This window comes from Afipia dichlorophenoxyacetatis (assembly GCF_055386385.1).
In genome coordinates, this window is sequence record NZ_AP029250.1 from 3,120,304 (window position 1) to 3,144,156 (window position 23,853).

Here is a 23,853-nt window from a genome sequence, read left to right on the forward strand (position 1 = left end):
ATGGAGCAAGAGGAGAAGGAAGTCCCGGTCGTTTACCTGCATGATGTCCATAGACGCTACAAGCAGGGTGAGGGGACACTGACGATCCTCGACGGCGCCACGTTGGCGCTGTGGGAAGGGCAGTCTGTCGCGCTGGTTGCGCCGTCCGGCACCGGAAAGTCGACGCTTCTCCATATTGCCGGTCTGCTCGAACACGCCGACGAAGGCGAGGTCTATATTGGCGGTGCCGCCACATCGAGCCTGTCCGACGCGGCGCGCACCCAGATCCGTCGCACCGACATCGGATTCGTGTATCAATCGCACCGGTTGCTTCCGGAGTTCTCGGCCCTTGAGAACGTGATGATGCCGCAGATGATCCGCGGTCTGTCGCGCAAGGAAACGGTGAAGCGTTCGCAGGAGATCCTTTCGTATCTCGGTTTGTCCGAACGCATCACCCACCGGCCTGCCGAGTTGTCCGGCGGTGAGCAGCAGCGTGTCGCGATTGCGCGCGCGGTCGCCAATGCACCGCGTGTTTTGTTTGCCGACGAGCCGACTGGAAATCTCGATCCCCACACCGCGGATCACGTATTTCAGGCGCTCATGCAGCTGGTGCGGGCGACGCGGGTGGCGATGCTGATCGCAACCCACAACATGGAGCTCGCCTCTCGTATGGATCGACGGGTGTCCATCGAGGACGGCAAGGTCGTCGAGCTCGACTGAACTGACCCGTTTCACATCGCGAAACGATGGTTCCGGCAACTCCTCTGATAGTTCCTTTTCTTATCAATAGCTTAGCTGATATTAGGAATTTATTAAGCCAGTCGCTTCGCGGCGCTTTGGACTTGCTTGACTTCGAGAACAAAAATAGAACAATGTTCCTATTATGTTCTTAGTGGAGTCGATCCATGCTGAAGACATTCGTTGAAGAAGCTGCTGCGCTGGCCTCGGTCGTGCTGTTCGTCGGAATGATCGCGATCTGGGCCCAGGTCATTCCTCAGCTGTAGAATCCTGTTTGACGCGTTTTCTTCACGCGAACCGGTAGCCACTTCGCTCGAAAACGCTTTGGGTTCCCCAGTCCCGACCAGGGACTGGGGAAAAGGATGATGAGCCCGTTTGTCGGCGTCTTGAACGTGGACACCTGTGGGCCGAAGCACCACCATCGGCCCTGCTGAGTCGGTCGCTCTGTTCCCATCGCCGCAGGTGAGGGAGCAGAGACATCCAAGGGTTGCAGGTTGCCATGTCGAACGTCGTATCATCGAAATTGGCCGGATCGGACGCAGGATTCGTGCATCTGCACGTCCATTCCGCTTATTCGTTGCTGCAGGCGTCGATCACAATCGCGAAGTTGGCTGCTCTGGCGAAGGCCGATCATCAGCCGGCTCTGGCGTTGACCGACAACGACAACATGTTCGGTTCGTTGGAATTCTCCGAGAAGCTGGCTGGGTCCGGCATCCAGCCGATCACGGGATGTGCCGTGACGGTTGATTTCGGCGATCAGGATCCCAACGCCCGCAATGCGCTGGCGCCTGCGCGCATCGTGCTGTTGGCGATGCGTGAGGAAGGTTATCGCAGCCTGATGCGGCTGAACTCCCGCGCGTTTCTTGAGACGCCGACCAACGAGACTGTGCATATCAAGGCCGAATGGCTGGAAGGTGAGAGCGCTCACCTGATTGCGCTCACGGGTGGAGCAGAAGGCCCTGTCGCACAAGCGATCATCGCCGATCAGCCTGCATTGGCGGAAGCTCGGTGCGACCGGCTTGTGCAATTGTTTGGTGACCGCCTGTACATCGAATTGCAGCGTCACGGTCTCGATAATGAGCGGAAGTGCGAGTCCGCCCTGATCGATCTTGCCTATGCGAAGGGGCTGCCGCTCGTCGCAACCAATGCGGCGCATTTTGCCACCGCGGACGATTACGAAGCGCACGATGCTTTGCTGTGTATCGCTGGCGGCCGACTCGTGTCGGAGAGCGATCGCCACCAGCTCACACCGGATCACCGGTTCAAGTCCCGCGCCGAGATGGCGGTGTTGTTTGCGGATCTGCCGGAGGCATTGGCCTCGACTGTCGAAATCGCGCGACGCTGCGCATTTCGTCCGCGGACGCGCAAGCCGATCCTGCCGCGCTTCACAGTCGGAAGCGATAACGCGGCCGATGCGGAGGCAGCTGAAGGCGCGGAGCTGCGGCGTCAGGCCGAGGAAGGATTGAAGCGCAGGCTCACCACGCACGGTCTGTCGCAAGGGATTACGGAAGAGACTTACAGCAAGCGTCTCGCCTTCGAACTCGATGTTATCACCCGCATGAACTATTCGGGTTACTTCCTGATCGTGTCGGACTTCATCAAGTGGGCCAAGTCGCAGGGCATTCCTGTCGGACCGGGCCGCGGCTCCGGTGCAGGCTCGCTGGTCGCCTATGCGCTGACGATTACAGACCTTGATCCGATCCGTTTCGGCCTGCTGTTCGAGCGCTTTCTCAATCCAGAACGCGTGTCGATGCCGGACTTCGACATCGACTTCTGTCAGGACCGCCGCGGCGAAGTGATCCGCTATGTGCAGGAGCGTTACGGTCGCGATCAGGTCGGACAGATCATCACATTCGGTACGCTGCAGGCGCGCGGCGTGTTGCGCGACGTCGGCCGTGTGCTGCAGATGCCTTATGGTCAGGTCGATCGCCTGACGAAACTTGTGCCGCAAAACCCGGCCGCGCCCGTCACGCTTGCCGCCGCGATCGAGAGCGAACCGAAACTCCAGGCCTTCCGTGATGAAGATCCGGTGGTCGCGCGCGCGTTCGACATCGCGCAGCGCCTTGAAGGATTGACACGCCACGCATCGACCCACGCCGCAGGCATCGTGATCGGCGACCGGCCGCTGAGCGAGCTGGTGCCGATGTACCGAGATCCGAAATCGGACATGCCGGTCACGCAGTTCAACATGAAGTGGGTTGAGCCTGCTGGCCTCGTCAAGTTCGACTTCCTCGGCCTCAAGACGCTGACGGTGCTTGATGTCGCCGTGAAGCTCTTGAAGCAGCGCAATGTCCATGTCGATCTCGCGACGCTGCCGATTGACGACAAAGACAGCTACGACATGCTGGCACGTGGCGAAGTGGTCGGCGTGTTCCAGGTGGAAAGCCAGGGCATGCGGCGCGCGCTCATCGACATGCGCCCCGACCGTTTCGAGGACATCATCGCGCTGGTGGCGCTCTACCGCCCGGGCCCGATGGCGAACATCCCGACCTATTGCGCGCGCAAGCATGGCGACGAAGAACCCGAATACCTGCATCCCATTCTGGAGCCGATCCTGAAGGAAACCTTCGGCGTCATTATCTACCAGGAACAGGTGATGCAGATCGCGCAGGTGATGGCCGGCTACTCGCTCGGCGACGCTGACCTGCTGCGTCGTGCTATGGGTAAAAAGATCCGCGCGGAGATGGAGAAGCAACGCGAGATCTTTGTTGCGGGCTCGGTCAAGAACGGTATCCCCAAGGGGCAGGCCGACACGATCTTCGAATTGCTCGCGAAGTTCGCCGACTACGGCTTCAACAAGAGCCACGCTGCGGCCTATGCGCTGGTGTCCTATCAGACCGCCTACATGAAGGCGCACTATCCGGTGGAGTTCATCGCAGCGTCGATGACGCTTGATATGAACAACACCGACAAGCTGTCCGAATTCAGAGCGGAAGCGCTGCGCCTCGGCAAAAAGGTCGAGCCGCCGTCCATCAATCGGTCCGGTTCGACATTCGAGGTGAGCGACGACACGATCTATTACGCATTGGCTGCGCTCAAGGGAGTCGGCGGTCAGGCCGTGGACATGATCGTCGAAGCGCGACGCGAAGGCAGGTTCACGTCGCTAGCGGATTTCGCCTCCAAAGTGAATCCGCGCGCCATCAACAAGCGCGTGCTTGAAAGTCTTGCTGCGGCCGGTGCGTTCGACACTCTCGATTCCAATAGGGGGCGCGTATTTGCGGGGGCCGACGCAGTTCTTGCCGCGTGCCAGCGCAGTCATGAAGCGTCGACCTCAGGACAGAACGATATGTTCGGCGGCATGGCTGATGCACCGAGCATTGTACTGCCGAACATTGAGCCATGGCTGCCCGCGGACCGGTTGAGACGCGAATACGATGCGATCGGCTTCTTCCTGTCGGGCCATCCGCTGGATGATTACGCGACCGCATTGAAGCGTCTGCGCGTGCAGTCGTGGAGCGAGTTCTCGCGTGCGGTGAAGAGTGGTGCGACGGCAGGTCGTGTCGCGGCCACGGTCGTTTCTCGCATGGAACGCCGCACCAAGACCGGCAACAAGATGGGCATCATCGGCCTGTCCGATCCGACCGGGCACTTTGAAGCGGTGTTGTTCTCCGAGGGGCTTGCGCAATATCGCGATGTACTCGAGCCGGGCACTGCGGTGCTCCTGCAGCTCGGCGCCGAACTGCAGGGTGAAGATGTACGTGCGCGCATTCTTCATGCCGAGCCGCTCGACGATGCCGCCGCGAAGACGCAAAAGGGTCTTCGCATCTTTGTGCGCGACGACAAGCCGCTCGACTCCATCGCGAAGCGGCTCGAGGGTCATCAGACATCGACTGCAAGCAGCTCGAACGGAATCCCGACAGTAAGGTCCGCGCCTCTGCAGTCCGGCGGCGACGGCGAGGTGACGCTGATCATGATGCTCGACCTGCAGACGGAAGTGGAGATGAAGCTTCCTGGCCGGTTCCGGGTCTCGCCGCAGATCGCGGGAGCCTTGAAGGCTGTTGCCGGCGTGGTCGACGTTCAGACGCTTTAACAACGTCGCCTAGCGATCACGCGGTAAGCGATGTCGCAAACGCTCTTACGCTTGCGACATTGCGTCGCGATATAAGGCGTTGATGTGTTCTGCCTTGTTTCCACTGTGTTTCATTCAAACTCTATTCATGCGGTGAGGAATCCACTCGTCGCTCACGTTTGGATGGGACACTTCGCATGCGCAGAATTGCCAGGCTCTTAGGTGTTGCGACGCTTTTTCTCTTTGCAGCCGGTGTTCCAGCATCGCACGCGCAAGAGCAGGAGAAGCGCATCGCGTTGGTGGTCGGTAACGGCAACTACGCGAGTTCACCTCTGGCGACCGCGGCGAACGATGCGGGCCTGATCGCGCAGACGCTGCAGGCTGCGGGCTTCGACGTCGTCGGTGCACGCGACCTCGATGGCGAAACGTTGCGCCAGACGTTCCGCGACTTCATCCAGAAGGCGCAATCCTCGGGACCTGGAACCGTGGCGTTTGTTTATCTCGCCGGCTACGGCGTGCAGCTTGCGGGCGAGAACTATTTTCTACCGGTCGATGCCAATGCGCAGCGCGACACGGACATTCCGGTCGAAGGGCTACGCGTGGGCGACTACATGCGCCAGCTCGCGGCGTTACCGCTGAAAGCCACGGTGTTTGTCCTCGACGCTGCGCACGCGCATCCGTTTGCGAAAGAAGGTCAGCCACTGGCCGGCGGCCTTGCGTTGATCGAGCCTGAACCGAAAGGGCTTGTGGCATTCAACGCGACGCCCGGCACTGTTGGGCCGAATGAGACCGGATCGTACGGCGCCTATGCGCAGGCCCTGGCGGAAATGATCCGCGCAGGCGGCATCGCACTGCCGGAGGTTTTCAATCGCGTGCGGCTGCGCGTGAACGAAGTAACCAAGGGCGCGGAAGTGCCATGGGACGCGCAAAAGCTCGACGGACAGTTCCTGTTTTTTGAGCGTGCATCCGATGCGCCGGCCGTGGCTGCAGACCAGGATGCGGCTCAGCGCTCGAAACCTATTCGCGAACTGGATGCGAAAGACGCCTACACCGCGGCGCTCGAGCGGGACACGCTGGCCGATTACGAAAGCTTCCTTGCCGCGTACCCGGACGATCCGATGGCAAAACGGGTAAGGGCGATCGTTGCTGCACGCCGTGAAGCCATCACGTGGCGGCGAACCTACAACGCCGATACATCGCAAGCCTACTGGTCGTATCTGAAACGTTATCCGCGCGGTCCGCACGCCGCCGACGCGCGTCGCCGGCTTGCGATCATTGCGGCCGCGACTGAGCCGCCGCCAAGCTTCGACGAGTATGCCTATGATGTCCCGCCACCGCCGCCGGACGAACTCGCTTATTTCGACCAGCCGGTGCTGATGTTCGGCGATCCGGCGTATGATTTCGCACCACCGCCTCCGCCAGCGGTGTTTTTCCTGCCGCCACCGCCGGATGACTTTGTCACGCTTGAGCCGCCACTTGTGGTGGACAGCGGCATCTTCTATCTGCCGCAACCGGTGTTCGTGCCGATCCCGGTCTTTGTGCGTCCGCCGATTTATGTGCGGCCACCGATCAACCGCTTCCTATTCACCAACATCCACAACCGCGCGGTCATCACCAACATCATCAATCGCAGGTCGCTTCCGGGGAACAGAGGGGGATTCAGACCGGTTCCCCAAGGAAATGTCGCAACTGCTCTGCAGCGACCTGCATTTGCTCCCGGCCTGCCGCCTTCGGCAACGCGCAGGGCCAACTTGATCAGTCGAGGACGCGTGACAGCTCCGGCGGGCGTGATTCCTGGCCGAGGCCGTCCTGGGGGACCGGGACAGCCGGCAGCGGTCGGTGCACGCCCCGAACGGGCGCTTCCCGGGCAGCAGCCGGCCTTGCCCAATGCCAATGTGACTCCTGGCCGGCCACTGCCGGGAGCTGACAGGCGGGATGTGCCCAGGGCGAACACACTGCCGGTACCAGGCGCGACGGGTGCGCCACCCGCAGCAGCAGTCGGACGTGAGGGACTACAACGCGGCCAGGGACCGGACCGTGGCGCCCGCGCTCCTTCTTCAGGCCCTGGCCCCGGTTCCAGACCCGATATGCAACAACTCGATCGTCGTAGGGGCGGGCCGGACGGTCGGCCCTCGCCGCAGATCCAGGCTCGGCCGCCTCAACGTCCCGAGGCGGCTCCGCGTCCCCAGTTCCAACGGCCGGCGCAGGCCCCAAGACCTCAGATTGCACCTCGGCCGCAGCCGCAAATCCAGCGTCCCGCCATGGCACCGCGGCCCCAAATAGCTCCGCAAGCGGCGCCCCGGCCTCAGATGGCACCTCGACCAGCCGCGCCTCCGCAAATGGCGCCCCGTCCCCAGATGGCTCCTCGCCCTCAAATGGCACCACGTCCAGCCGCTCCACCTCGTCCGGCAGCTCCCGCACGTCCGGCTCCGGCGGCCCAAAAGCCTCCGGGGCAGTAGAGGGCGCGGGATCTGGCTGTAAGGAGAACGGCTGAAAAGCCGCTGGAATCGCTTGCTTAACGGCAGTCGGGTGGTTATAAGCCGCGCATCTCACACGGAAACATGGCTCTCAAAGGCCGTCCGGTGGCAAGCCGGCCGCAAGGCAATTCTGCTTTAGAAGGCGCGTCTTGCTCACACGTTTCCGGAGGAACCAACCGGAGAATACATCAATGGCGCTACCTGAATTTTCTATGCGTCAGCTTTTGGAAGCTGGCGTGCACTTTGGTCACCAATCTCACCGATGGAATCCGAAAATGGCGGATTACATCTTCGGTGCCCGCAACAACATTCACATCATCGATCTCGCCCAGACCGTGCCGATGCTTCATCGCGCGCTGCAGGCTGTCAGCGACACCGTCTCCAAGGGCGGTCGCATTCTGTTCGTCGGCACCAAGCGCCAGGCGCAGGATGGCGTGGCGGAAGCCGCGAAGCGCTCCGCGCAGTATTTCGTCAACTCGCGCTGGCTCGGCGGTACGCTGACCAACTGGAAGACCGTCTCCGGTTCGATCAAGCGTCTGCGTCAGCTCGATGAGATGCTGAACTCGGGCGAAGGTGCCCAGTACACCAAGAAAGAGCGCCTGACGCTGCAGCGTGAGCGCGACAAGCTCGACCGCTCGCTCGGTGGCATCAAGGACATGGGCGGATTGCCTGACCTGATATTCGTGATCGACACCAACAAGGAAGACATCGCGATTCAGGAAGCCCAACGGCTCAACATTCCGGTCGCGGCGGTTGTCGATACCAACTCCGATCCGAAGGGCATCACCTACGTGATCCCTGGCAACGACGACGCTGGCCGTGCAATCTCGCTGTATTGCGATCTGATCGCTCGCGCAGCCATTGATGGCATCTCTCGCGGTCAGGGTGATTCAGGCATCGACATCGGTGCTTTGGCCAACCCGACGCCTGAAGCCGTACCTGCGAAGTCTGCTGGCTTCCAGGGGCTTGCTGGTCCGCGCGGCGTGGCCGACGACCTCAAGAAGCTGACCGGCGTGTCCGGCGCGATCGAGAAGAAGCTGAACGATCTTGGCGTCTTCCACTTCTGGCAGATTGCCGAGCTCGACCACGACACCGCTCACAAGATCGGCGACGAAGTCGGTCTGCCGGCACGTGTGGACGGCTGGGTTGCCCAGTCCAAGGCGCTTACTGCAGAAGCAGAATAAGCGGCAAAGCGATCTCGCGGCCGGGTCACCCGGCCGCGATATTTCCAGAGTAGAAAAATCCTGCGCGTCGATCCCGGCTTGCCAGCACTTCGCTGCGCCGCACGGCCCGCACAGGCAAAGGATATCCGACGATGGCAACGATCACAGCAGCAATGGTCAAGGATCTGCGCGAGAAGACCGGCGTAGGCATGATGGATTGCAAGCAGGCTCTCAACGAGAATAACGGCGACATGGAAGCGGCGGTCGATTGGCTGCGCAAAAAGGGTCTGTCGAAGGCCGCCAAGAAGGCCGGTCGCGTTGCTGCGGAAGGTCTGATTGCGGCTGTCGTGTCCGACACCAAGGGCGTTGTTGTCGAAGTGAACTCCGAGACCGACTTCGTTGCGCGCAACGAGCAGTTCCAGGGCCTCGTCAAGATGATCGGCCAGGTCGCCCTCAAGGCCGGTGCCGATGTCGAGGCGATCAAGGCTGCCAAGGTCGGCGATATCACGGTCGAGCGCGCCATTCAGGACGCGATCGCAACCATCGGCGAAAACATGACGTTGCGCCGCGCGGCTTCGCTTTCGGTCAACAGCGGCGTGATCGCCAGCTATGTCCACAACGCGGTCATCGATGGCCTCGGCAAGTTGGGTGTGCTTGTGGCGCTCGAATCCACCGGCTCGAAGGACGAACTCGCAGCCCTCGGCCGCCAGATCGCCATGCACGTTGCCGCGTCAAACCCGCAGGCGCTCGACGCCGCGAGCCTCGATCCGGAAGCGGTGCGCCGCGAGAAGGACGTTATGGCTGACAAGTACCGTCAGCAGGGCAAGCCGGATGCGATGATCGAGAAGATCGTCGAATCGGGCCTGAAGACCTACTACAAGGAAGTCACCCTGGTGGAGCAGGCCTTCATTCATGACAACGCCAAGAGCGTTGGACAGGCCGTGAAGGACGCCGAGGGTAAAGTCGGCGCGCCTATCAAGCTTGCTGGATTTGTGCGCTATGCTCTCGGCGAGGGAATCGAGAAGCAGGAATCGGACTTTGCTGCTGAAGTCGCAGCCGCTGCCGGGCAGGGCTGACGACACGGCGCATCGGCCGGAACACTGCTCTGGAATGCGCTCAACTCGATAGATAGGGCGATCGCATTATGGGTGAACCGGCTTACAGACGGGTCGTTGTCAAACTCTCCGGCGAATATCTCGCCGGAGATCAGGCCTTTGGCATTCATCAGCCGACCATCGACCGTATCGCCGGCGACCTGATCAAGGCGCGCGAGCTCGGAGTCGAAATCGCAGTCGTCGTCGGCGGCGGCAATATCTTTCGCGGTGTGGAAGTCTCCTCTCGCGGCGTTTCGCGAACGACCGGCGACACCATGGGGATGCTCGCCACAGTGATGAATTGCCTGGCGCTGGAATCCGCATTGGGCCGCAAGGGCCAATCCGCACGCGCGCTGTCCGCATTCGTCATGCCGCAGGTCTGCGAGTTGTTCACGCGTAGCGCCGCACACCGATACCTGGCTGAAGGCCGGATCGTGCTGCTCGCTGGCGGTACCGGTAATCCATATTTCACCACTGATACGACGGCGGTGCTGCGCGCGGCAGAGATTGGTGCGCAGGCGGTGCTGAAGGCCACCAATGTTGACGGCGTCTACAGCGCGGACCCGAAAAAAGATAAGACCGCGACCCGGTTCGAACGACTGAGCCACTCACAGGCCGTCGAAGGTGGCTATAAGGTGATGGATGCGACAGCCTTCGCGCTTGCCCGGGAAACGTCATTGCCTATCATCGTCTTCTCGATTGCGGAGCCAGGGTCGATCGGCGCGATCCTGAGCGGGAAGGGCAAGGGGACGATCGTCTCTGGTTAGTATATCACATGATCTCCGAGATGACCTCGGGAAAGATCGTGCGAAAACAAGAAGATATGCGGCACAGCTCATCCTTGATCAGCGTGTCGGATGAAGAAGGAGCAGCATCGCATGACGACCGGGAATTTTGATCTCAACGACTTGAAGCGTCGTATGGAAGGCGCGGTCAGCTCGTTGAAGCACGAGCTGGGCGGATTGCGTACCGGACGTGCCGCAATTTCGATGCTTGAGCCGGTGCAAGTGGATGCCTATGGCAGCCACATGCCGCTAAATCAGGTGGCGACGGTGAGCGTGCCTGAGCCGCGGCTGTTGTCGGTTCAGGTCTGGGATAAGTCGATGGTCAAGGCCGTCGAGACCGCGATCGTCAATTCCAACCTCGGCCTCAGCCCGGCCACGGAAGGACAGGTGATCCGGTTGCGTATCCCCGAGCTCAACGAGGAGCGCCGCAAGGAACTGGTGAAGGTTGCGCATAAATATGCGGAAGCTGCGCGCGTCGCCGTTCGTCACGTTCGCCGTGACGGTCTTGATGTCGTCAAGAAGCTCGAAAAAGATCACAAGATCTCCGAAGACGACCAGGAGCGTCACTCGGGTGAGGTTCAAAAGGCCACCGACGCCACCATCGCTGACATCGACAAGCTGCTGGCCACCAAGGAAAAAGAAATTCTCACTGTTTAAGAGCTTCCTCGATGTCCAATGGCGCCATGCCCAAGACCGATGGACCGGCTAGATCCGGCGGCCCGCGGCATGTTGCAATCATCATGGATGGCAATGGCCGATGGGCCGCGGCGCGCGGACTTCCGCGTGCTGAGGGGCATCGCCGTGGTGTCGAAGCCTTGCGCAGGGTCGTGCGTGCATCGCACGAACTCGGCATCTCGTATCTGACGATTTTCTCATTCAGCTCGGAGAACTGGTCGCGGCCTGCGAGCGAGATCGGCGATCTGTTCGGTCTGCTGCGGCGCTTCATCCGCAACGACCTCGCAACACTGCATGCCGACGGCGTGCGCGTACGTATTATTGGTCAGCGCGAGGGTCTCGATCCCGATATCTGCGCATTGTTGAAAGAAGCCGAAGATCTGACCCGCAACAACGATCGCCTCACGCTTGTGGTCGCGTTCAATTACGGATCGCGGCAGGAGATTGCGAGCGCGGCGCAACGCCTTGCGCGGGAAGTCGCGGAAGGCAAGCGTGATCCGTCGACGATCACGGCAGAGACCTTGGGACAGCATCTCGATGCGCCGGACATTCCGGACCCCGATCTGATTATCCGTACCAGCGGCGAACAGCGTCTGTCGAACTTCCTGATGTGGCAGGCGGCTTACAGCGAGCTGGTGTTTGTGCCCGTTCATTGGCCCGATTTCGATAAAGCGGCGCTTGAAGGTGCGATTGCCGAATACGCGACTCGTGAGCGCCGTTTTGGCGGCTTGGTCGCGAAGACCGGATCGTAAGCGGCGTGACGCCGGACACCCCAATGACGCCAGATGTACCCCGCGGCGCGAGCAATCTGTTCATGCGGGTCGTCGCGGCGCTCGTGCTGGCGCCGCTGACCATCGCAATCGCCTGGATTGGTAGCTGGTTGTGGCTTCTGCTCGTGATGGCGGCAGCGGCTTTGCTGTATTTTGAATGGCTGATGATCGTCGGCGCCTCGCGGAACTGGCCGATCGTCGGCGTGGGCGTGGCGGCGCTGGTGGCGGCCGGATTGTTACTTGCGCTTGGCAAGCCGGGTCTGATGCTGGCGGTTCTCGCGGTTGGTCTAATCCTGTCCGCGCTTCTTGCACAAGAACAGCGCCGGTGGACCTCGAGCGGGCTCGCTTACGCGGCCGCTGCTCTTGTCGCGGCGGTGCTGATGCGTGCTGATCCCGATATGGGGTTCGTTGCGCTGATGTTTGTTTTGCTCGTGGTTTGGGTGACCGACATCGGCGGTTACTTTGCTGGGCGTGGCATCGGCGGGCCGAAACTCTGGCCACGCGTCAGTCCAAAGAAGACCTGGGCCGGTGCCATTGGTGGGCTGGTTTTAAGCCTGGTGATTGCCGCGGCATTCGCGCTTCTCGGCTTCGGCCGGATGTTTCCGCTGCTGATGCTCGGAACGGTACTCTCCGTGGTGTCTCAGCTTGGCGATCTGTTCGAGTCTGCAATCAAGCGCCGGTTCGGCGTCAAGGATTCGAGCCAGATTATTCCCGGTCACGGCGGTTTGCTCGACCGGCTCGACGGTTTCGTTGCGGCGATTGTTTTCGCTGCGTTGATTGGCTTTATGCGCGGCGGCCTTGATGGCGTTGCCCGCGGTTTCATGGTTTGGTGATGTGATGAATGCTGTTCCTCTGAATAAGAATCAACATGCGTTGACGAAGGATCGTGTCGTCACGATTCTTGGTGCAACAGGCTCCATTGGTCAGAGCACGGTTGATCTGGTGCGCCGTTCATCGGGCAAGTTTCGCGTCGAAGCCGTCACCGCGCACAGCAACGTCGTCGAGCTGGCCAAGCTCGCGCGCGAACTGAACGTGAAGTTCGCGGCCGTTGCCGATGAGAAACATTACGCCGATCTGAAGGATGCGCTGTCCGGCTCCGGCATCGAGGCAGGCGCGGGTGAGGCGGCTCTTGTCGAAGCAGCACTTCGCCCGGCCAACTGGGTGATGGCCGCGATGAGCGGCGCTGCCGGGCTTAAGCCGGCCATGGCCGCCGCCGGCCGCGGGGAGGTCGTCGCTTTGGCCAACAAGGAATGCCTTGTTTGTGCCGGCGAAGTTTTTATGCGTCATGCTGCGGCAAATGGAACGACGGTTCTGCCGGTCGATTCCGAGCACAACGCATTGTTTCAGGCCATGGGTGCTGGCCGCCGTGAAGATCTCGTGCGTGTGATCTTGACCGCATCGGGAGGACCTTTCCGCTCGGCAACGCTGGCGCAGATCGAGAACGCGACCGTCGAGCAGGCACTCAAGCATCCGAACTGGAGCATGGGACGAAAGATCACCATCGACTCCGCGACCATGTTCAACAAGGCACTCGAAATCATCGAGGCCTATCATCTGTTCGAATTGAAGGCCGACCAGATCGATGTGCTGGTGCATCCCCAATCGATCATTCATGGCTTGGTCGAATTCTGCGACCGTTCGGTCGTCGCGCAGATGGGAGCGCCCGACATGCGCACGCCGATCGCGCATTGTCTTGCATGGCCCGAGCGGATTGATGGTCCGGCGAACAAGCTCGATCTCGCACAGATCGGTCAGCTGACCTTTGAAGCCCCAGATCCAGTCCGCTTCCCGGCGCTACGTCTTGTGCAGGAAGCCCTGGTTGCAGGTGGTGCTGCGCCGACTATTTTGAATGCTGCAAATGAGGTCGCGGTGGCTGCCTTCCTCGATCGGAAGATCGGTTTTGGCGGCATTCCGCGGCTGGTCGAGGCCACGATGAACGCCATGGCTCGCCAAAGTAACAACAAGGCCCCGGCCAGTGCGGATGACGCACTGAATGTTGACCATAATGCACGAAATCTTGCGGGAACCCTCTTGCCTCAAATAGCCTTAAAGGCATCCTAGACGATTGGGGACCGCGTTTCAGACTGGCCGGTGAGGGATTTAATTGTGGACTTTTTACTCCATAGTTTCAGTACGTTAAGTCATGGCCTGATCGGCTACATAGTCCCGTTTCTGTTTGTTCTCACCATTGTCGTCTTCTTCCATGAGCTCGGGCACTTTCTTGTCGCCCGCTGGGCCGGCGTCCGGGTGTTAACGTTCTCGCTCGGGTTCGGGCCTGAGCTCTTTGGATTCAACGATCGTCACGGCACACGCTGGCGGGTCTCGGCGATCCCGCTCGGTGGTTACGTCAAGTTTTTCGGCGACGACTCCGAGGCGAGCACGCCGTCCTCAGACGCTCTGACCAAGATGAGCGATGAGGAGCGGGCGGTCAGCTTCCACGGCAAGAAGGTTGGTCCGCGCGCGGCCATTGTTGCTGCGGGGCCGATCGCCAATTTTCTTTTGGCCATCGTTATTTTCGCGACGTTGTTCACCTTCTTTGGCAAGCCCAACCAGAGTGCGCGGGTCGACACAGTTCAGGAAAGCAGTGCGGCGGCGGCGGCCGGTTTCAAATCCGGCGACGTGGTGACGGCGATCGACGGCAAGACCGTCGAGAACTTCACCGACATGCAGCGAATCGTCAGCTCCTCGGCAGGCGTTCCGATGACCTTTACGGTCAAGCGTGCCAGCGAGATCGTGACTCTGCATGCAACGCCGGAACTGCGCGAGGTGACGGACAACTTTGGCAACACCCATCGGATGGGGGTTCTCGGCATCACCCGGGCAACGTCGCCTGAGGATGCCGCTGCCGTTCAACGCGTCGATCCTGCAACCGCAGTCTGGCTCGGCGTCAAGGAAACCTGGTTCGTGGTGGACCAGACGCTGTCATATATCGGCAAGGTGCTCGTGGGCCGTGCCAGTACCGACCAGATCGGTGGCCCGGTACGAATCGCCCAGATATCGGGACAGGTCGCGACCCTTGGTCTGGTGCCTCTCATCCACCTCGCGGCGGTGCTTTCGGTCTCAATCGGTCTGCTGAACCTGTTTCCAGTCCCGCTTTTGGACGGCGGGCACCTTTTGTTCTATGCGGTTGAGGCGCTCAAAGGCACCCCAATGTCGGACCGGTCGCAGGAGTTCGGCTTCCGCGTTGGGCTGGCGCTGATTCTGATGTTGGTAGTCTTTACGTTCTATAATGACGTGCACCAGGTACCTTGGCTCAAGAGTTTGCTTGGATAAACGTGGCCGATCAGCAACGTCTTGTTGGGAAATTGGAATTGCGCTGCGAAAGGACATTTGCCCGCTGGTTAAAATTAGCTACAAGCGGGCAACAAGTGGGAATCTCCCGGCTGGAATCAGTCGGCAAAAGAATGATAAGGGCGCCTGGCGCATGATGTTTGGATTGCGAGTGCTACGGGGTGGGTTAGCCGCCGCCCTCATCATGTGTGCGTTGCCAGTTGCGGCAGTAACGACTGCGTCGTTTGTGTCGTCCCCAGCGTTTGCCCAGACCGTCGCGTCTATTGGCGTTGAGGGTAACCGGCGCATCGAAGCCGATACCATTCGTTCCTATTTCAAGCCTGGCCCCAGCGGTCGCCTTGATAGCGTGCAAATCGATGACGGCCTGAAGGCCCTGATCGAGACTGGTCTGTTCCAGGACGTGAAGATCAACCAGGCCGGCGGCCGGTTGGTGGTTGTGGTCGTCGAAAACCCGGTGATCAACCGAGTGGCCTTCGAAGGCAACAAGAAGGTCAAGGACGAGCAGCTGCAGGCGGAAGTTCAGTCCAAGGCTCGCGGCACCTTGTCCCGCGCCATGGTTCAGTCCGATACCTCGCGCATTTCCGAAATCTATCGCCGCAACGGCCGTTACGACGTTCGTGTTGAGCCTAAGATCATTGATCAGCCGAACAACCGCGTCGATCTGGTGTTCGAAATCACCGAAGGTGCGAAGACCGGCGTCAAGGTTATCGAGTTCATCGGCAATCAGGCCTATTCGACCTATCGCTTGAAGGACGTGATCAAGACTCGTGAATCCAACTTCCTGAGCTTCCTCGGAGGCAACGACGTCTATGACCCGGACCGTGTCGAAGCGGATCGTGACATTCTGCGTCGTTTCTACCTGAAGAATGGCTACGCCGACGTTCAGATCGTCGCCGCGTTGACTGAGTATGACCCTGAGCGCAAGGGCTTCATCGTCAGCTTCAAGATCGAGGAAGGTCAGCAGTACCGTGTGGGTTCGGTGGAGTTCCAGTCCTCGATTCCGACCCTAGACGGCAATTCATTCCGCAGCCTGTCGCGTGTCAGCGTCGGATCTGTCTACAACGCCGAAGCGGTCGAGAAGTCCGTTGAGGAAATGACGATTGAAGCCTCGCGCCGTGGCTATGCGTTCGCAACCGTGAAGCCACGTGGCGATCGCAACTTCGAAGCGCACACCGTTTCGATCGTGTTTGCAGTGGAAGAGGGGCCGCGGACTTACATTGAGCGGATCAACGTTCGCGGCAACACGCGAACCCGCGACTATGTCATCCGTCGCGAATTCGATATTTCGGAAGGCGATGCGTATAACCGCGCGCTGGTTGATCGCGCCGAGCGCCGCCTGAAGAACCTCGACTACTTCAAGACCGTAAAAATTGGCACGGAGCCAGGATCTTCGAACGACCGCGTTGTTCTCAACGTTGACGTTGAAGAAAAGTCCACTGGCGACTTCTCGGTTTCGGGCGGTTACTCGACTGCCGACGGTCTGCTGGGTGAAGTCAGCGTCTCTGAGCGTAACCTGCTTGGCCGTGGCTTGTTTGCGAAGGCGTCGGTTCAATACGGCCAGCGCACGCAGGGCTACTCGCTGTCCTTCGTCGAACCGTATTTGCTGGGTTACCGCGTCGCTCTGGGTCTCGACTTCTATCAGCGCAAGCAGCTCGCTTCGAGCTATGTGTCCTACGACACGTCAACGCTGGGCTTCAGTCCGCGCCTTGGCTTCCAACTGCGTGAAGACCTGAACTTGCAGGTGCGTTACTCGATCTCGCAGCAGAAGATCACGCTGCCGGATTATCTGACCAACTGTCAGAACAATCCTGGGCCGAACTTCTTCCCAACCCCGGCTTTTGTTGCGGCGAATCCTAGCGCTGTCGGACCCTTCCCCGGTGCAGTTCAGCCCGGACCGTTTAGTTCAGCTATCGGCGGCAACAACTGCTTCATCGACGGCGAAGCCTCTCTCGCAGTTCGTAAGGAACTGGCCAACGGTGCTGCGCTGACCTCGGCGGTCGGCTACTCGCTGGCCTACAACACGCTCGATAACAACAAGGATCCAACGCAGGGTATTCTCGCGACCCTGAACCAGGATTTCGCAGGTGTCGGCGGCGATGTGAGCTACCTCAAGACCACTGGCGACATTAAGGCCTACACCCCGATCGTGTCTGACATCGTCGGATTGCTCCATCTTCAGGGCGGTATCCTGAACGAGACGGGCAAGGATATCCGCATGCTGGATCACTTCCAGATGGGACCAAACCTTGTTCGTGGTTTTGCCCCGCTTGGTATCGGTCCACGCGACATTACGCCGGGTACATATAACGACGCCCTCGGCGGTACGAAGTACTGGGGCGCATCGGTCGAATTGCAGATGCCGTTCTGGTTCCTGCCCAAGGAAGTCGGCTTGAAAGGCGCTGTCTACGCGGATGCTGGTTCGTTGTTTGACTACAAGGGACCGACCTGTTGGGCTGTGACCAACGAATGTCTCACCATCGGTGCAGATAATGGATTGGTTCGTACTTCGGTTGGTGTGGGCTTGATCTGGCAGTCGCCATTCGGACCGTTGCGCTTCGACTACGCAGTGCCGGTTACGAAGAGCAAGTACGATCAGGTTCAGGAATTCCGGTTCGGCGGCGGAACGTCGTTCTAAGCCGGCAAGTGGATCTAAAGGCAAAGCGGGTATCGGGTCAGCCGGTACCCGCTTTGTTGTTGTATAGTCAGCTTTTTCTGCCGATGCAGGCTCGTATTACACGCGAAAAAGCCTTACACCGAGACAAAGGCCCCATGGATTTGACAGGCTCAAATCAGCGGGACTTGGCATTTTCCGTCAGCGAGTTGAGGATCACGTCGCGGGAAAGTGGTTTTCCCTCATCGCGGCGGGTGAAATGACGCAGCCGACGTTCTTTAAACGCCCTCAGCCCACAACGCTGGCGGATTTGGCGACACTGACCGGGGCCCAGCTGGCCGATGCCTCCCTCGGGGGGCGTGTGGTTACCGGAACGGCGGCGCTGGACCGGGCGGGGCCAATCCATCTGACATTCTGCGAGCAGAAGAAATACGCCGACCAGCTGGCGCGGACCCATGCAGGGGCCATTCTGGTGAACGAGCTTTTGGAAGCCTCCGTGCCGCCTCATGTCGCGGTTCTGAAGGTGGCCAGCCCGTATCGCGCGTTTATCACGGCGATGCGTCAGCTTTACCCGGACGCGCTGCGGCCTGCTTCCTGCTTCGACCATAGCCAGATAGCAGATTCTGCCGTCATCCACCCCACAGCCTGGCTTGAGGAGGACGTGGTTGTCGATCCACTGGCTGTGATTGGGCCGGATGTGGAAATCGGTTCAGGAACGGTGATTGGAGCCGGCGCGGTGATCGGGGCCGGGGTCAGGATCGGCCGCGACTGCAGTATCGGCGCATCCTCAACCGTGCTCTACGCCCTGATCGGGAACGAGGTTATTATTCATCCCGGCTGCCGGATCGGCCAGGACGGGTTCGGTTATCTGCCTGGGGCCAAGGGGCACCTTAAAATCCCACAGACCGGACGGGTGATCATCCAGAACGCCGTCGAAATCGGTGCAGGCACCACGGTCGATCGGGGCGCCCTGAACGACACGGTGATCGGGGAAGGCAGTAAGATCGACAATCTGGTCCAGATCGGCCACAACGTGATCATTGGGCGGAATTGCATTGTCGTTAGCCAAAGCGGTATCGCGGGCAGTTCCACCCTGGGCGACGGCGTCATCCTCGGCGCGCGCATTGGCGTGAGCGACCATGCAACGATTGGCGATGGTGCGCAGATTGCCGCGCGCAGCAGCGTCGTCGGTGAGGTGCCGGCCGGAGCGAAGTGGGGCGGGTCACCGGCCAAGCCGATCAAGCAGTTCTTCCGCGAATTGTTCGAGGTCGAACGTCTGGGCCGGGAAGGAAGTCAGAAAACGAAATCGAAGCCGTCCGCTGCGGGCGACAAGGGGCAGACATAATGGAAGCGCAGGCGCCAATCACCATCGAAACGGTCGACATCGGGACGATTCTCAAAACGTTGCCGCATCGTTATCCGTTTTTGCTCATCGATCGGGTGATCGAGGTTCGCAGCGATTTCAGCGGCATCGGCATCAAGAACGTGACGATGAACGAGCCTCAGCTTGCCGGTCATTTTCCAAATCGACCGATCTATCCAGGCGTCTTAATGATTGAAGGCATGGCGCAGACGGCGGGCGTCATTGGCATGCTGTCCACTGAAACCGACCGGCCGACGGCGGTGTATTTCCTTACTGTCGACAAGTGCAAATTCCGCAAGCCCGCGGGGCCTGGCGATGTCATCCACTACCACATGAACCTCATCACACGCCGCAAGGAGATGTGGTGGTTTCACGGAGAAGCGCGCGTCAATGGCAAGGTCGTCGCGGAAGCCGATGTCGGGGCTATGCTGGCGGATTAAAGCTACGGCGGAAGGACGAATTGGTCTTTCGTCATCATGCGTAACAATTCATGACCACATGAAATGTCTTGCATCGCCTAAGTAGAAGTGGCGTTCGCACGAAAGAGACTGACAAGAGGAGTTGATGAGCAAGATCGATCCAACAGCGCGGATTGAAGACGGTGCAGTGATTGGAGACGACGCTTCAATTGGTCCTTACTGCATCATTGGGCCTAACGTTACGATAGGTCCGAACTGCAAGCTCATCGCTCACGTGCACGTTTCCGGAGAAACCACGCTGGGCGCTGGCTGCACAGTCCATCCATTCGCTTCGCTCGGATCAGCTCCTCAATCGTTGGGCTATCGCGGTGAGTCGACAAAGCTGGAAATCGGAGCCGGCTGCACCATTCGAGAATCTGTGACGATGAATATCGGCACAGTGAATGGAGGCGGGATCACGCGCGTCGGCGAGCGTGGATTTTTCATGGCCTATAGTCATGTCGGTCATGATTGCATCGTCGGAAACGACGTTGTTTTCGCGAATTCGGCGACGTTAGGTGGCCATTGCGAAGTCGGAGACTACGTTTTCTTTGGTGGATTGTCTGCAGCACACCAATACGTCCGCATCGGACCGCAGGCTATGATTGGTGGCGTTTCCGGCCTCCGCCATGATGTGATTCCCTATGGGCTTGCCAGTGGTCAGTTCGCTTACCTCGAGGGCCTTAATGTCGTCGGCATGCGACGTCGGGGTTTCACGCATAAGCGACTTCAGGTGGTGCGCGAATTTTATCAAAGGCTCTTTCACGGCGGCGGAATTTTTGCTGAGCGGCTTGAGGCTCTTCGGCCAATGGCAAGCGCAGATCCGGCGATCACGGAGATTTTGACCTTCATCGGAGACGGCATCAAACGCCCGCTCTGCATGGCCCACAATAATCCCACCAGGTCTACAGAACGCTCTAACCTCAACGCCCCATGACCACGGCGTCCTCCCTTTCCGCAACTGTTGGTATTGTTGCCGGGAGCGGCGTCTTGCCGTTTTCAGTTGCGGAATTGCTGAAGGCGCGGGGGATCAAACCGTTTGTCTTTGCGATCCGCGGTTTCTGCGATCCGGCTCAGGTTGAGCGCTTTCCTCATCATTGGATAGCGCTTGGCCAGGTTGGACGGTTGACACGTCTCATGCGTGCGGAAGGGTGCCGGGACATCGTCTTCATTGGCGGACTGGTGCGGCCGGCGCTGTCGGAAATTCGCCTCGACTTCGGAACGCTGCGCGCGATTCCCGCCATCGCTGCGGCATTGCGCGGCGGCGATGATCATCTTCTGTCGGGCATCAGCAATATCTTTGCGCGTCATGGATTTCGGGTCGTCGGCATTCAGGATGTCGCTCCTGAACTATTGATGCCGGAAGGCAGCATCACGCGCCGAACACCCGACGAAGGTGAGAAGGTTGATATCGCGCAAGGCCGCGATCTGATGCACGCTTTAAGCCCGTTCGATGTCGGTCAGGCGGTCGTCGTCATCGACGGCCATGTCGTTGCGATCGAAGATATCGAAGGCACCGACGGGCTGCTGGCGCGGGTCGCGCGTCTGCGGACCGAAGGGCGTGTACGCGCCAAGCCAGGGCGTGGCGTGCTGGTGAAGATGCCCAAGACCACACAGGATCTGCGCTTCGATCTTCCAACCCTCGGGCCAAGGACCATCGATGGCGTTATCGGAGCCGGTCTCGCCGGCGTTGGCATTGTCGCCGGTCGCACCCTTGTCGCGGAAGCCGACGTGATGACCGCGAAGGCTGATCGGGCAGGTGTTTTCGTCATCGGGTTGCCTGCGTGATGCTGGATCGCACAGCGCTACCCCAAAAAGTGTTTCTGATCGCGGCTGAAGAGTCGGGCGATCGGCTCGGCGCTGGCTTGATCAAGGCTCTGCGGGCTCGTCTCGGTTCTCGTATTGAGTTCGCGGGCATCGGCGGTCATCGGATGGCCGAGCAGGGACTGACATCTCTGTTTCCGACCGAAGAACTGTCGATTATCGGTTTCGCCGCGATCCCGAAGCGGTTGCCAGTGATCCTGCGCCGCATTCGCGAGGCAACCGAGGCTGTGCTGAAGGCACATCCCGATGTGTTGGTCATTATCGACAGCCCCGACTTTACCCATCGCGTGGCGCGGCGTGTCCGTGCCCGCGATCCGTCGATACCCATCGTCGACTATGTCTCGCCGACCGTTTGGGTTTGGCGGCCGCACCGCGCCAAGGCCATGCGCGCCTATGTCGATCGTTTGTTGGCGGTGCTGCCGTTCGAGCCGGAGGTTCACCGCAAACTCGACGGGCCGCCATGCACTTACGTTGGACATCCGCTGCTCGAGGATATCGGCGTCCTGCGGCCGGATCCGAACGAGCTGGCGCGCCGCTCTGCATCACCACCATTGCTGCTGGTCCTGCCGGGGAGCCGCCGCAGCGAGATCAAGCGCAACATGGTGGCATTCGGCGAAACGCTGCGATTGCTTCGCGGGCAGGACATCGCGTTTGAACCGGTCTTACCGACCGTGCCGCATCTGCTCGAAAGCGTTCGCCTTGCGGCCGCGGACTGGCCGATTCAGCCGAAGATCGTGGTCAACGACGACGACAAGAAAGCCGCATTTCGTTCGGCCCGTGCAGCCTTGGCGAAATCAGGCACTGTGACATTGGAGCTGGCGCTCGCCGGCGTGCCGATGGTGACGGCCTATCGGGTGACGCCGGTGGAAGCCTTTGTCGCGCGCCGCGTGATCCAGACGTCATCGGTTATTTTGGCGAACTTGATTATTGGCGAGAATGTCATTCCCGAATTTCTTCAGGAAGATTTTACGCCGGAGAATCTCTCCAAGGCCTTGAAGGATATCTTGAGCGATACACCAGCACGTCAGCGCCAGATCGATGCGTTCGCTCGTCTGGAAGACATTATGTCCACCGATGGCAAGCCTCCCAGCGAACTCGCGGCGGAAGGGGTGATCGCGTTTCTGCCACCGTCTTCTTGAAGCGATTGGATCCATCCAAAAAGAAAAGGCCGGTGCGATGCACCGGCCTTTTTATGTTGAGATAGGGATCGATTACTTGCGCTTGTCCGTCGGGACGTAGTCGCGGCGCGTTTCGCCCGAGTAGAGCTGGCGCGGACGACCAATCTTCTGCTGCGGGTCCTGGATCATTTCGCTCCACTGGCTGATCCAGCCGACGGTACGAGCGACGGCGAACAGCACGGTGAACATCGAAGTCGGGAAGCCCATCGCCTTCAGGGTGATGCCCGAATAGAAGTCGACGTTCGGATAGAGCTTGCGCTGGATGAAGTATTCGTCGTGCAGCGCGATCTTCTCGAGCTCCATGGCGACTTGCAGGAGAGGGTCGTTTCCGTGACCGGTTTCTGCCAGCACCTTGTGGCACATCTGCTGCATGATCTTCGCGCGCGGATCGTAGTTCTTGTACACGCGGTGGCCGAAGCCCATGAGGCGGACGTTGCTGTTCTTGTCCTTCACCTTGGCGATGAACTCAGGAATCTTGTCGACCGTGCCGATTTCCGCGAGCATCTGCAGCGCGGCTTCGTTGGCGCCACCGTGGGCAGGGCCCCAGAGGCAGGCAATACCGGCCGCGATACAGGCAAACGGATTGGCACCGGACGAGCCAGCGATACGGACCGTTGAAGTCGATGCGTTCTGCTCGTGGTCGGCGTGGAGGATGAAGATCTTGTCCAGCGCTTCCGCCATCACCGGGTTGATCTTGTATTCCTCGCATGGCACCGCGAAGCACATGTTGAGGAAGTTGGCTGCAAAGCCGAGCGAGTTCTTCGGATAAACGAAGGGCTGGCCGACGTTGTACTTGAAGGCCATCGCTGCGAGGGTCGGGATCTTCGCGATCATGCGCATGGACGCAATCATGCGCTGTGTCGGATCGGAGATGTCCGTGGAGTCGTTGTAGAACGCGGCGAGGGCGCCGACCGACGCGACCATGACGGCCATCGGGTGAGCGTCGCGGCGGAAGCCCTGGAAGAAGCGGGCCATCTGCTCGTGGACCATCGTGTGACGGGTCACGCGATTGTCGAAGTCTTCCTTCTGCTCCTTGGTCGGCAGCTCGCCGTACAGCAGCAGGTAGCAGGTTTCGAGGAAGTCACCCTTCTCGGCAAGCTGTTCGATCGGATAACCGCGATAGAGCAGGACGCCTTCGTCGCCGTCGATGTAGGTGATCTTCGACTCGCAGCTTCCCGTAGAGGTGAAGCCTGGGTCGTACGTGAACATTCCGGTCTGGGCGTAAAGCTTGCCGATGTCGATGACATCCGGCCCCACGGTGCCGCTCAAAATCGGGAAATCGACAGTCTTCCCTTCGACTGTCAGCGTTGCTTTCTTGGTGTTGGTTTTCGCGTCCATCGTGAAGTCCCCGATGAGAGTGTTGCGCAGGGCAGACAGGACCTGCAACACCATATGGCGACGCAGGCACTTTATGCCAGAATTGGCGCCCGAATGGGTA

At 60.0% G+C, this 23,853-nt stretch carries 18 protein-coding genes; 17 read left to right on the top strand and 1 reads right to left on the bottom strand.

Translation table 11 applies throughout. The features are described 5' to 3' along the window. The 17 genes from ACZ5C3_RS14725 (at position 1) to lpxB (ending at position 22,376) form a co-directional block, all read left to right on the top strand. The gene (locus ACZ5C3_RS14725) at positions 1-699 is read left to right on the top strand and encodes an ABC transporter ATP-binding protein (RefSeq protein ID WP_464030797.1); all 699 of its coding nucleotides are present in this window, start codon (positions 1-3) and stop codon (positions 697-699) included. 517 nt (positions 700-1,216) lie between these two features. Beyond that, complete coding sequence (gene dnaE, locus ACZ5C3_RS14730; RefSeq protein WP_464030799.1) at positions 1,217-4,747, top strand: DNA polymerase III subunit alpha; 3,531 nt, start codon at positions 1,217-1,219, stop codon at positions 4,745-4,747. 176 nt (positions 4,748-4,923) lie between these two features. Further along, positions 4,924-7,185, top strand: a complete 2,262-nt coding sequence (locus tag ACZ5C3_RS14735; RefSeq protein ID WP_464030801.1) for a caspase family protein — start codon at positions 4,924-4,926, stop codon at positions 7,183-7,185. A 209-nt stretch (positions 7,186-7,394) separates the two neighbouring features. Next, entirely contained in the window at positions 7,395-8,387 is a 993-nt protein-coding gene (locus ACZ5C3_RS14740) for a 30S ribosomal protein S2 (protein WP_464030803.1), read from the top strand. A gap of 131 nt (positions 8,388-8,518) precedes the next feature. Next, positions 8,519-9,442, top strand: coding sequence for a translation elongation factor Ts (gene tsf, locus ACZ5C3_RS14745; RefSeq protein WP_464030804.1), 924 nt, complete (start codon positions 8,519-8,521; stop codon positions 9,440-9,442). A gap of 68 nt (positions 9,443-9,510) precedes the next feature. After that, positions 9,511-10,227 carry a UMP kinase gene (gene pyrH, locus ACZ5C3_RS14750; protein WP_464030805.1) on the top strand — a complete coding sequence of 239 codons (717 nt, stop codon included), beginning with the start codon at positions 9,511-9,513 and terminating at the stop codon, positions 10,225-10,227. A 111-nt stretch (positions 10,228-10,338) separates the two neighbouring features. Then, positions 10,339-10,902 (top strand): ribosome recycling factor, encoded by a 564-nt coding sequence (gene frr / locus ACZ5C3_RS14755; protein ID WP_464030807.1) that lies wholly within the window; start codon positions 10,339-10,341, stop codon positions 10,900-10,902. Between the two features lie 11 nt (positions 10,903-10,913). Next, on the top strand, positions 10,914-11,672 hold the full coding sequence (locus ACZ5C3_RS14760; protein ID WP_464030809.1) for an isoprenyl transferase: 759 nt from the start codon (positions 10,914-10,916) through the stop codon (positions 11,670-11,672). Between the two features lie 23 nt (positions 11,673-11,695). Continuing rightward, positions 11,696-12,523, top strand: a complete 828-nt coding sequence (locus ACZ5C3_RS14765; protein WP_464044120.1) for a phosphatidate cytidylyltransferase — start codon at positions 11,696-11,698, stop codon at positions 12,521-12,523. A 4-nt stretch (positions 12,524-12,527) separates the two neighbouring features. Then, positions 12,528-13,751, top strand: a complete 1,224-nt coding sequence (dxr, locus tag ACZ5C3_RS14770; protein ID WP_464038345.1) for a 1-deoxy-D-xylulose-5-phosphate reductoisomerase — start codon at positions 12,528-12,530, stop codon at positions 13,749-13,751. Positions 13,752-13,793: 42 nt separating this feature from the next. Then, positions 13,794-14,963 carry an RIP metalloprotease RseP gene (rseP, locus tag ACZ5C3_RS14775; protein WP_464038346.1) on the top strand — a complete coding sequence of 390 codons (1,170 nt, stop codon included), beginning with the start codon at positions 13,794-13,796 and terminating at the stop codon, positions 14,961-14,963. A gap of 151 nt (positions 14,964-15,114) precedes the next feature. Beyond that, on the top strand, positions 15,115-17,616 hold the full coding sequence (bamA, locus tag ACZ5C3_RS14780) for an outer membrane protein assembly factor BamA (RefSeq protein ID WP_464044121.1): 2,502 nt from the start codon (positions 15,115-15,117) through the stop codon (positions 17,614-17,616). A gap of 235 nt (positions 17,617-17,851) precedes the next feature. Continuing rightward, positions 17,852-18,937 (top strand): UDP-3-O-(3-hydroxymyristoyl)glucosamine N-acyltransferase, encoded by a 1,086-nt coding sequence (lpxD, locus tag ACZ5C3_RS14785; RefSeq protein WP_464030813.1) that lies wholly within the window; start codon positions 17,852-17,854, stop codon positions 18,935-18,937. Then, a complete protein-coding gene (gene fabZ / locus ACZ5C3_RS14790) occupies positions 18,937-19,395 on the top strand; it encodes a 3-hydroxyacyl-ACP dehydratase FabZ (RefSeq protein ID WP_464030815.1) in 459 nt (152 codons plus the stop codon). Before lpxD ends, fabZ begins: the two co-directional genes overlap by 1 nt. A gap of 124 nt (positions 19,396-19,519) precedes the next feature. Further along, entirely contained in the window at positions 19,520-20,350 is an 831-nt protein-coding gene (gene lpxA, locus ACZ5C3_RS14795) for an acyl-ACP--UDP-N-acetylglucosamine O-acyltransferase (protein WP_464030817.1), read from the top strand. Beyond that, positions 20,347-21,201 (top strand): LpxI family protein, encoded by an 855-nt coding sequence (locus ACZ5C3_RS14800; protein ID WP_464030819.1) that lies wholly within the window; start codon positions 20,347-20,349, stop codon positions 21,199-21,201. The genes lpxA and ACZ5C3_RS14800 overlap by 4 nt, the downstream gene beginning before the upstream one ends. After that, positions 21,201-22,376 (top strand): lipid-A-disaccharide synthase, encoded by a 1,176-nt coding sequence (lpxB, locus tag ACZ5C3_RS14805; protein WP_464030820.1) that lies wholly within the window; start codon positions 21,201-21,203, stop codon positions 22,374-22,376. Before ACZ5C3_RS14800 ends, lpxB begins: the two co-directional genes overlap by 1 nt. Before the next feature lie 72 nt (positions 22,377-22,448). Here lpxB and gltA read toward each other — a convergent pair whose 3' ends face one another. Then, positions 22,449-23,753: a citrate synthase gene (gltA, locus tag ACZ5C3_RS14810; RefSeq protein ID WP_464030822.1), complete on the bottom strand. Its 1,305-nt coding sequence runs from the start codon at positions 23,751-23,753 to the stop codon at positions 22,449-22,451. Positions 23,754-23,853: the final 100 nt, after the last annotated feature.